3 protein-coding genes are annotated in these 3,092 nt (G+C 73.0%); all 3 read right to left on the bottom strand.

Features of this window, described 5'->3' with window-relative positions:
- Positions 1–187: 187 nt before the first annotated feature.
- The gene (locus DEJ06_RS17960; protein ID WP_111029028.1) at positions 188–1,051 is read right to left on the bottom strand and encodes an NAD(P)H-hydrate dehydratase; all 864 of its coding nucleotides are present in this window, start codon (positions 1,049–1,051) and stop codon (positions 188–190) included.
- Complete coding sequence (locus DEJ06_RS17955; RefSeq protein ID WP_111040232.1) at positions 1,041–1,781, bottom strand: histidine phosphatase family protein; 741 nt, start codon at positions 1,779–1,781, stop codon at positions 1,041–1,043. The genes DEJ06_RS17960 and DEJ06_RS17955 overlap by 11 nt, the downstream gene beginning before the upstream one ends.
- A gap of 119 nt (positions 1,782–1,900) precedes the next feature.
- Complete coding sequence (locus DEJ06_RS17950; RefSeq protein ID WP_111040231.1) at positions 1,901–2,860, bottom strand: hypothetical protein; 960 nt, start codon at positions 2,858–2,860, stop codon at positions 1,901–1,903.
- Between the last annotated feature and the right edge of the window lie 232 nt (positions 2,861–3,092).

Below are 3,092 nucleotides of genomic sequence, written 5' to 3'. Positions count from 1 at the left end.
CCCCCTCCCCGACACCGAGCCGGTGCACCTGCCGACTTGAGCGGGCGGCGGCGGGTGTCGGTGGGCGCGCGGCGGCGGGCGGATTCGGGCGTACCTGGTCGATTCGGGCGTACCTGGTCGGAAGTTCTCGGCATGTACGCCCGGAAGCACCAGGTATCGCGGGCGTTCTGGGAAAGAACGGGCGCGCTCAGGCCCCGAGTTCGACCAGGACCCGCGGGATCTCCGTCACGAGTTCGCTCGCCAGGTACCCGAGCGGCCCGACCTGCACCGCGAGTCGGTCACCCGCGGCAGCGTGCACGTAGGACGCCCACGCCACGGCCTGCGCCGGATCGGCGCCGCGGGCGAGCAGGCCGGTGACCGCGCCGGACAGCACGTCGCCACTGCCGCTCGTGCCGAGACCGCCGGAGCCGGTGCCCTTGAGCCACGCCCGACCCTGCGGTGTGGCGATGGCGTCGCCGAGAGCCACGACCGCTCCGAAGCGGTTCGCGATCGCCACGGCGTCGGCCACGTCGTCGTCGCTGCACTCCCGCCCGAGCAGGCGTTCGGCCTCGCCGGAGTTCGGCGTCATCACGAGCCGTCCACGCAGCGGTTCGAGGCGGTCCCGCACGTCGGCAGCCACCCCGAGGGCGAAGGCGTCGAGCACGACGGTGGTCTGCGGACCGACGACGTCGGCGAGCCCGGCCACCAGGTCACGCGAACCGTCCGGCTCGTCGAGCCCCGGCCCGACAAGCACGGCATCGGCGCTCGAGGCGCTGTCCGCGATGCCCTCGATCGCACCGACGGCGATGTGTCCGTCCTGGTCCTCGTCGAGGGGTTCGACCCCGGACTCGGGCACGGCGACCGCGACCTCGTTCGCGACGCTCCGGCCGACCGCCAGGGTGAGTCGACCGGCGCCGACGCGGAGTGCGGCGAGCGCGGAGAGCATCGCGGCGCCGGGGGTCCGAGCGGCGCCGCCGACGATGAGCACCTGCCCGCGGCCGTACTTGCCGGCACCGGGTTCGGGCAGTGGCCAGTCCCGCAGGAAGTTCGGGGTGACGGGCTCAGTGGACATGTTCGTCGTCCTTCCGGCCGGTGTGCTCGGTGACCTCGTCGTCGTCCAGGTGTCCGACGGAGGAGAACTCCTCGAGCACCCACGGCGATCCGGCATCGTCACGACGGAGTCGGGTGAGGGAGGCGTTCGCGACGGCGTGGGTCCGGGCGAACTCCATGAGTGCCGGCTCGTCGAGGTCGAGGCACACCGCGACGGCGAGCATCACCACGGCGTCGTGTGCGGCGATCACCAGGCGCTCGACACCGTCGACCCGCTCGAGGTCGCCCAGGAGCGACCGGAGCCGGAGCATCACGTCCGCCCACGACTCCCCGCCCGCCGGCCGGTGGTAGTACTTGCCGAGCCACTGTCGGCGGCGTTCCTCGTCCGGGTACCGGTTGCGGACGCCCTGCAGGGTCAGTAGGTCGAGGACGCCGAGTTCACGGTCGCGCAGCCGCTCGTCCACCCGCTTCTCGGGTTCGGTGATGCCGGCTGCCTCGAGCGCGATCGCGATGGTCTGCTGCGCACGGAGGTACGGCGACACCCACAGCGCGACGGGGACGTGGTCGATCCCGCGGTCGGCGAGCTCCTGGCCGAGGGCACGAGACTGATCGGTGCCGAGCGGGCTGAGCGGGACGTCGGCGTCCCGGAACTCGACGTCGATCACGTCGTCGCCCGCGGCTTCGGCCCGAGCCGCTGCGACGTTCGCGACCGATTCGCCGTGACGGACGAGCCAGATCTCCTGCACTGCCATGCCGCCACGCTAGCCAGAGCGTGCTGTGCCGGTTCACCGGCGCCGGACGGTCACTCCGCGCGGCGCCGGACGGTCACCCCGCGCGGCACCGGACGGTCACCCCGCGCGGCACCGAGCGGTCACCCCGTACGGAGCCGAGCGCTCCGGACCGGTCGGACGGCACACGGGAGCCCCGCCGCCCGGAGTCGCAGCGCCAGCGCATCGAGGTCGAACAGGTCTCGCCACTCGAGCCGGATGATCGTCCGCACACCCGGCACGGTGAGCAAGCGACCGTGCCGCCGCTTCTCGTCGAGGAACACCTCGGTCGGACTCCGGCCGCCCAGGTAGCGCTCCTGCGAGTACTTGGCCCGCCCGTCGATCTCGACGATGACCCCGTGGTCCGGGAACCAGAAGTCGACTGCGGACCGACGGCCGTCGACGACGAACTCCTGCTGCAGCACCGGGTCCGGAAGCCCGAGCTCCCGGAACACGACCCGAGCGAGCGACTCGGCCGGTGACCCGGAGCGAGCGTCGGCCAGGTCGAGCACCTGCTGCGCCAGAGCGCGGGCACGGGCCTTCGGAGGAACCGCTCGTCGGAGATCGGCGTCGTCGAACCCACGTCGCAGCGCGGCGTCCGCGATGACGACGCCCGCCCGCAGGTCGCCGGTCATCGCCACGTCGACGACGGTCCGGGGGACGGAGGCGACCGCGATCGCACCGACCGTGGCCCGTTCGCCCCGGCCGAAGGGTCTCGTGTGCAGGACCAGCTCGGCGCTCCGGCCCCGGTACATCGACTCGGGCACCGTCGCGTGCACCGGGACGTCCCACCCGCCGAGCGCCGGGAGACCGTGCAGGGCCGCGGCGGACAGGTGCGATGCCGTCGCCCGGGTGCCGAGCCGGCCGAGCCGCGCGAACACCCGGGTGACGTACCGCTGACGAGGCCCGGCGGCGTCCCACGCGGCACCGTCGACGAAGGCGTTCGGTCCGACCCGGACCAGGCGGCCGACACCCTGGGTCCGGGTTCGGCGGCGCAGGGTGGTGGCGTCGAGGCCGGCCTCGTGCATGGCGGAGGCTCGGAGGATGGGCAGCGACTCGTTCATGCACGTGACGATGCCGGACCGGCCATCCGTTCCGGAGGCCGATGTCGGGAACTGTGGACGGGCCTCCAGGCCTGGGCGGTTGTGGAGGGGAGACGTTCCTTCCCAGAACGGCCGCGATGCCAAACGAAATCGGGCATACCTGGCCAGAAGTTCCGACCAGGTACGCCCGATTCGACCACCTACGCCCGATTCCACCCGGCCCGGCCCGCGCCCGCATCCCACCCGCACGGCC

The sequence above is a fragment of the Curtobacterium sp. MCLR17_051 genome, from assembly GCF_003234395.1.
In the GTDB taxonomy this organism is placed as follows: Bacteria; Actinomycetota; Actinomycetes; order Actinomycetales; family Microbacteriaceae; genus Curtobacterium; species Curtobacterium flaccumfaciens.
The sequence above is the reverse complement of the archived record's forward strand: the minus strand, read 5'-3'. Positions and strand labels throughout refer to the sequence as shown.